Below are 6,335 nucleotides of genomic sequence, written 5' to 3'. Positions count from 1 at the left end.
TTTTAGTAATGAATTTAAAAAACAGAGGGTAATGTTATACCAAAATGGCAAAAAACGAGCGGATATTGTCACCGAATACGACCTGACTAAATCCGCATTAGATAAGTGGATAAAGCAATATCAAACTATTGGTGAGTTTACAGCTCAAGCTAATCGTAGTACTCAAGAAAATGAGCTCATAACCCTACGTAAAGAGAATAAGCGATTGTTAATGGAGAATGACATCCTAAAGCAAGCGGCGTTGATAATAGAACGAAAATCAAATTAATCACCGAGAATCAACATCGATATAGCTTACGTGCGTTATGTCGATGTTTACAAGTGTCAAGAAATCGATTTTATTATCAACAACCATTAACCAGTAAAAAAACAGACAAAGAGCTTAGTAAAAAAGTGAAAGCGATATTTAACGATAACTATCAAGCCTATGGAACAAGGCGACTACAAGCAGAGCTTAGGGAGAAAAGCATACTATTATCCCGTCGCCGAATTGGTAGAATCATGCAAGAAAACGGATTAGTATCAAAATATACCTGTAAAAAATATCGTGCTAATACAGAACAAAGCAACGAATCAACAGTAAGTAATCAACTTAATCGTGAGTTTACCGTAGGCCAACAACGAAAAGTGTTAGTGACTGATTTAACTTATGTGAGAGTAAAACAACAATGGCATTACCTTTGTGTGATTATTGATGTAAGCAATCGAGAAATCGTGGGACGAAGTGCTGGAAAACATAAAAATGCTCAACTGGTTATGGATGCTATCAGCCAAATCCCTATTAACTTAAATTCAGTTGAGTTATTTCATTCAGATAGAGGAAAAGAATTTGATAATCATCTCCTTGATGAATGTTTAAAGGAATTTGGCATTGAGCGTTCATTAAGCCATAAGGGATGCCCTTATGATAATGCTGTGGCTGAAGCAACATTTAAAGCGGTGAAAACTGAATTTGTGTCAAACACGATTTTTGATTCACTTGAACAACTCAGGTTGCAATTTAATCACTATGTGGATTGGTTTAATTACAACAGGCTTCATTCGTCTTTAAATTACCAGTCACCCATTGAATATAAAATGAATCTATGACCTTATCTTTTTGGTACTAAAAAGTGTGGACATACCAGTTTTTACCCCTTTGTAGTTGTCGCTCATTTGGGTGAGCTCACCGGCAACATTATATTGGTAATGACGTTCAATCGGTTTATTCAGGCTGTCTTTGACCCTGACTTTTTGATTAAGCAATCGACCACGGCTATCAAATTGCTGATGACAATTGAGTTTGCCAAATCGCCCCATGCTACGGGCAATTTCATTGCCTTCCTGCCAGCGGTGGGTTGATAGTGTTTGACCGTTTAGGTCAATTTGGATAATTATACAGGAATTTTATCAAGTAGCTTATTGATCTTATCTGTATCTTCTGGATGAAGTTTTAAATAATTTTCGCACGCTAGTCGAACATATTTAAAACCGATTTTCTCTGGTACTATAATTTCACCCTCCCAGACACCAAACATTATTCCATTGAAATGATATTCAGGATCTAAATCATTCCAATCAGGGAAATTACAATATGTTTCATCCATTACAAAACCGATCCTGTTAATAATATATTCAATACTCCAAACAAATTTTCTATAAAGGTGGATTGAATTAAAAAAACCTTTAATAACCCAATCAGGATCATTGTCATAATCAATGTGTTTAAAAATATATTCGTTCATTATTTCGTTACCGGAAAGAAGTTTGTTACAGTTCCTGTTTTAAGGTCTAAATAAACCCTAAAACTTACTCCACCTGCGCTACTTGTGTATTCTCTAACGCCTGATGCCATTGCTGATTTATACCCACTAGCAGCAGCTTGTTGCCCTAAAGCTAATATTTTTTGATCTGATACTATTTTAGGATCATAAATAGTTTTGGTTAACGGTTTGTCTTTATAACCACTAATATTACCAGCTCTATCCTTTGCTGGAATTTTGTATTTTATTTCAGTTATACCAGGAACCCCTGTAGGTGTTTCGCCTACGATCTTTATACCATATTTGTTTGCAGCGGAATAAAATGCATTTGCATTGTGCCCACCTGTAATCCCTTTTCTCTGAGTATATTCCTTTACAGTACTTAAATGAGCTGGCTGATCGATGCCAAAACTAATACCATCAGGAAAAGTTTTAACCGTTGTCACCCCCGGACACTCATCCGACAACCCCAACGGGTCAATCCAAGCCAGTGGGTCAGGAACATAGCTATAGGCATTTTCACCACCAGCCAGCCCTATTGGATCTTGGCTGATGTAGCGGGCGGTGTACGGGTCGTAATAGCGGTAGCGATTATAATGTAACCCTGATTATTCGTATCATCCTTATACTCACCCTTACAGGGCCAATGCTAAAGTATTGTTCAAATTTGTTCCAGACAAATTTGTCCTCGTCAAAATACTGCCCTTGAAAGCGCAGGTTTTGTGGTACGGTGCGGTATTCTATGGCGAGGTTGCCATAGGATTTGTAAACACCACTCCAGACAATGTCGCCATTCGCCGTTATGAGCTCTTGCGGGGTGCCGAGTTGGTCGTTGAGGTAGTAGTAGATTTGCCCACCTCGTCCACGACCGACTAACTGCGCCATGGGTCTAAAGCCGGTGCTGCCCGGCTCGTAAATGTAACTGATGCAGCGGTAGTCTTGGGCTTTGGTGTGTTCATTGCTGATTACCTCCACACTAAAGTCCGCATCATCGGCGTGGCATTCCGTAATGAGGTTTTCACCTTGCCAAAAGAACAGCGTTTTATCGCCCGTTTGCATGTTGGTTTTGCTGATTCGGCGACCAAAGGCGTCATACTCATAACAGTGTACGGTTTCTACCGTTTGATGGAAGTCTTTGTCGTTTTCATCCCAGTAGTGGCGAATTTTTTTAAATTCAATAAGCTGATGTTGCCCATTCCATTTAAATTGGTGCTCAGTATGTTGCCGTTTACCGCGTAACTCTCGAATCACATTGCCGTATTGGTCGTATTGATATATGTAGCAAAAACAGCTTTTGGGTAGGCTAAAAAGTTATTGTTTTTTTTATAATAATTGTTCAGAAAACGTATTGATTTTATTTGATTTTTTAATAGGCAATAAAATTACAGAGTAAATAAGGAAAATCCTCGCTGTTTTAATGCAAGGATTTGATATAAGCACGGTTGTTTATTTGTCGTCAATTATTCTATTTTAGGGTAGCCTACGTTTAGGTTTTTCTGGCTCTGATGTGGGTAATTCCCATGATATTAATAATCCCAATTGTCCAAGAAAATAATTGATATTATCAAGTTCATTCTCGGGAACCTGCCATAACCATAATTTATTGCTTAATTTTTCAAGCGTACCATGGCTTGTACCACTTAATATCCAATCTTTCAGCGTGGTATTATCTACACCAATTTCTAAATGATGCTGATTAATAATATTAGCGGTATAAATCATTCTCAGTCGCTTATTGTCGTTTAATAGTTTTTCTTCAAAATAAGATTTTTCGTAAGGGTATATTGCGGCTGGATTAGTCCCCCCGCCATACATAATCGCACGACTTATAGTCTTACATCCCGTAAATTTTATGCCATAAGAAAAATGGTTTTGGCAAGCAAAATTTTTTATAGTGTTCAAAACGATATCGTCGTGATCAAGTTTATTATCATATAAAATGCAAATTTCGTTAGCTCCTCCAAATTTATCAGTATTATAGCTAAATTGAAGTTGATATATATCGTCTAATTCATTAAATATATAAAAAGCGAGAGTTTCCGGTAGATCTACTTTTTGTTTTAATCCTTTTAGGGATATTTTAACCAGTTTAAAATCACTATAGTCCTTCTTGATTATCGGCTTAACATAACTAGCTTCTGTAATAGGAACATTTAATACTGAAAATAATGTTTCAGCAAACGCTAGCGCAATATTCTGTGAGATATTTTCTGTATTATATAAAGCAATGCCACTGTACATATTTAATTACCCTCTTTATACCATTGGATAATTCATTTACCCTCAGTTTTTCGCTGATATTACGATGGTAGCTGGCTTGGTCACCTTATTATTGCTTTTAACTTAATAATCAATTAGTTGTCGATATTTGATATATTAAATTTAAATTTATCGGGAAGGTTGCTAGGATAGCTATCCAATTTCACCCCCCAAGGAGTAAATTCTAAGTAAAACATACCGTTATTCCATAAACACAATTTACATAAAACAAATATTTCTTTTAGATGATTACACATCTCATTGTCATTCTGTGAATGAGCCTCATTTAAAACCACCTCAATATCTTGCATTAACATATTAATATCTTGATTGCTTTTAAATACAGAAGGAGATGAATCATCAATATTCCATAGTACTTTAAATTTTTCTGGCTCACCTTCCCTTTCCAAATAACGCCCATTATTTTCGTGAAATGTTCGGTAGAGTACTATATCATCATCTTCATTATTCAAACGTGTTTTTTTTAAATTAATCAGAGGCATAATTATCCTTTTAAATTAATTACAATTTACCAGGAAAAGTATTAATTAAATTTCCTTTCTTATCAGTAATAATAGTTAGAATAGACGTTTTTCTTCCACTTTGATCAATACCTATAATTTTATCTACGCCAACTTGACGTACAAATTTATCTACTTCAACCTTGCCTCCGATTTGAATTGGATTATAAACGGGTTTATTAACAATATCGGAACGTTGCAAAAGCATTTTAACTTCATCATTTGTAATGACAAAACGACTTTTATTGGGGATAGTCGCATTAATACCATGTTTTCCCATGGCGTATTTAAAACCTCTTACTTTACCATTATCATGAGTAACATTTGCAACATTAATTCGAGATTGCGCTACTCTTGGAATATCTGGCAGTACAAATCTATTTTCATCTACAGGAATTTGAGTTGCACTTGCCTCCTTTCCAGCTTTCACTCCCGGACACTCATCCGACAACCCCGACAACCCCAACGGGTCAATCCAAGCCAGTGGGTCAGGGACATAGCTATAGGCATTTTCACCACCGGCCAGTCCGATAGGGTCTTGGCTGATGTAGCGGGCGGTGTACGGGTCGTAATAGCGGTAGCGATTATAATGTAACCCAGATTATTCGTATCATCCTGATACTCACCCTTGCAGGGCCAATGCTAAAGCATTGTTCAAATTTGTTCCAGACAAATTTGTCCTCGTCAAAATACTGCCCTTGTAAATACCCCAAACTTAGTACACAACTCACGTAGAAAATCATGCTGCTTGTTTTAGTGTTTTATACTCAATCGGTGTCATGTTATTTAATGCCTCATGCGGTCTTTCGGTGTTATAAATCGTTAACCATTCTTCAGTTATTCTCCTTGCTTGCGCTAAGTTGTTAAAAAGATATAAATCGAGTACTTCAGTACGATAGGTACGATTAAATCGTTCAATATAGCCATTTTGATAAGGGCTACCGGGCTGGATATAATTAATGGTTATATCATGTGATTTAGCCCAGTTTATAAAGGTTTTTCCTGTAAATTCTGGCCCATTATCGACCCGTATTTTTAATGGATACCCATGATATTCGGCCAGTTTATCTAAGTAACGGGTAATCCTTCCTGCGAGTAAGCTTACTGCAATATCAATACCTAACGCCTCACGATTAAAGTCATCGATGACATTGAATGTCCTAAAGCGACGTTGATTACGACTACTGTCACTCATAAAATCCATTGACCAACATTCACCTTGTTTATTGGGGACTAATAACCTTTCTGGGCATCGTGGAGGAATGCGTTTTTTACGCTTTACCCTGAGATTAAGCTTTAATTCACAATACACCCGATATACCCGTTTATGATTCCATTGATAGCCAAGCTTTCTGATACGATGAAAACATTTAGGAAAGCCCCAGCGTAAATGCCGGTCTGTGATAGCATTCAACACCGAAACAATCACCGAGTCATCCTGCAACTTAGGTTGATAATAGTAAGCACAACGGCTTAAGCCAACAATAGCACAACTCATAACAATAGTAACCGAATGATTTTGTTGTAGTTGCTGTGCCCACGTTTTACGTGCCTTGGTGGGCACTAAAGCTTTTTTATGATTTCTTCCTGAAGCTGGGATTTTAAGCTCAGTTCGGCAAACATCTGTTTAAGCTTACGGTTTTCCGCTTCTAGCTCTTTTAAGCGTTTAATATCCGACGTTTCCATACCGCCGTATTTTTCTCGCCATTTATAGAAAGTTGAATTACCCATGCCATATTTACGGCACAGTTCTTTAACGGGAATACCCGCTTCAGCTTCTTTTAAAATAGCGACGATTTGATGTTCAGTCATT

Annotated in this window: 9 protein-coding genes and 1 pseudogene; 1 reads left to right on the top strand and 9 read right to left on the bottom strand. The window is 37.0% G+C overall.

Annotated features, from left to right (window positions below):
* A protein-coding gene (locus tag A9G42_RS06040; protein WP_143426114.1) for an IS3 family transposase occupies nucleotides 1-1,089 on the top strand; the annotation gives its coding sequence in 2 pieces (ribosomal slippage) (nucleotides 1-227 and nucleotides 227-1,089; 1,090 coding nt annotated over the 2 pieces). This gene is flagged as partial in the annotation.
* Here A9G42_RS06040 and A9G42_RS06035 read toward each other — a convergent pair.
* The 9 genes and pseudogenes from A9G42_RS06035 to A9G42_RS06000 all read right to left on the bottom strand — a co-directional run bounded on the left by A9G42_RS06035 (nucleotide 1,084) and on the right by A9G42_RS06000 (nucleotide 6,334).
* The gene (locus A9G42_RS06035; protein WP_065652939.1) at nucleotides 1,084-1,299 is read right to left on the bottom strand and encodes a hypothetical protein; all 216 of its coding nucleotides are present in this window, start codon (nucleotides 1,297-1,299) and stop codon (nucleotides 1,084-1,086) included. The genes A9G42_RS06040 and A9G42_RS06035 overlap by 6 nt on opposite strands.
* Nucleotides 1,300-1,373: 74 nt before the next feature.
* Nucleotides 1,374-1,724 carry a ribonuclease toxin immunity protein CdiI gene (gene cdiI, locus A9G42_RS06030; RefSeq protein ID WP_065652938.1) on the bottom strand — a complete coding sequence of 117 codons (351 nt, stop codon included), beginning with the start codon at nucleotides 1,722-1,724 and terminating at the stop codon, nucleotides 1,374-1,376.
* Nucleotides 1,724-2,188 carry a CdiA family toxin C-terminal domain-containing protein gene (locus A9G42_RS06025; RefSeq protein WP_143426113.1) on the bottom strand — a complete coding sequence of 155 codons (465 nt, stop codon included), beginning with the start codon at nucleotides 2,186-2,188 and terminating at the stop codon, nucleotides 1,724-1,726. Before A9G42_RS06025 ends, cdiI begins: the two co-directional genes overlap by 1 nt.
* Before the next feature lie 145 nt (nucleotides 2,189-2,333).
* On the bottom strand, nucleotides 2,334-2,993 hold the full coding sequence (locus tag A9G42_RS06020) for an RHS repeat protein (protein ID WP_065652937.1): 660 nt from the start codon (nucleotides 2,991-2,993) through the stop codon (nucleotides 2,334-2,336).
* Nucleotides 2,994-3,212: 219 nt separating this feature from the next.
* Complete coding sequence (locus tag A9G42_RS06015; RefSeq protein ID WP_065652936.1) at nucleotides 3,213-3,983, bottom strand: hypothetical protein; 771 nt, start codon at nucleotides 3,981-3,983, stop codon at nucleotides 3,213-3,215.
* A gap of 113 nt (nucleotides 3,984-4,096) precedes the next feature.
* Entirely contained in the window at nucleotides 4,097-4,504 is a 408-nt protein-coding gene (locus A9G42_RS06010; RefSeq protein ID WP_065652935.1) for a hypothetical protein, read from the bottom strand.
* Nucleotides 4,505-4,523: 19 nt separating this feature from the next.
* Nucleotides 4,524-4,952 carry a hypothetical protein gene (locus A9G42_RS06005; protein WP_065652934.1) on the bottom strand — a complete coding sequence of 143 codons (429 nt, stop codon included), beginning with the start codon at nucleotides 4,950-4,952 and terminating at the stop codon, nucleotides 4,524-4,526.
* Between the two features lie 3 nt (nucleotides 4,953-4,955).
* A pseudogene (locus A9G42_RS14740) lies at nucleotides 4,956-5,123 on the bottom strand (RHS repeat-associated core domain-containing protein); the annotation flags it as partial.
* Nucleotides 5,124-5,261: 138 nt separating this feature from the next.
* Nucleotides 5,262-6,334, bottom strand: a protein-coding gene (locus tag A9G42_RS06000; protein WP_442903193.1) for an IS3 family transposase whose coding sequence is annotated in 2 segments (ribosomal slippage) — nucleotides 5,262-6,097 and nucleotides 6,097-6,334 — 1,074 coding nt in all. Because the reading frame shifts where the segments join, the coding sequence is not laid out codon by codon here.
* Between the last annotated feature and the right edge of the window lies 1 nt (nucleotide 6,335).

It is taken from the genome of Gilliamella sp. Nev6-6 (genome assembly GCF_001690605.1).
Taxonomy (GTDB): domain Bacteria; phylum Pseudomonadota; class Gammaproteobacteria; order Enterobacterales; family Orbaceae; genus Gilliamella; species Gilliamella apicola_C.
Note: the sequence above shows the minus strand (reverse complement) of the source record. Positions and strands in the feature narration are given on the sequence as shown.

Excerpts from the sequence above, each read along its gene's own strand:
- A9G42_RS06035 (WP_065652939.1), bottom strand. The coding sequence starts at position 1,299 with ATGGGGCGATTTGGCAAACTCAATTGTCATCAGCAATTTGATAGCCGT.
- cdiI (WP_065652938.1), bottom strand. The coding sequence starts at position 1,724 with ATGAACGAATATATTTTTAAACACATTGATTATGACAATGATCCTGAT.
- A9G42_RS06015 (WP_065652936.1), bottom strand. The coding sequence starts at position 3,983 with ATGTACAGTGGCATTGCTTTATATAATACAGAAAATATCTCACAGAAT.
- A9G42_RS06010 (WP_065652935.1), bottom strand. The coding sequence starts at position 4,504 with ATGCCTCTGATTAATTTAAAAAAAACACGTTTGAATAATGAAGATGAT.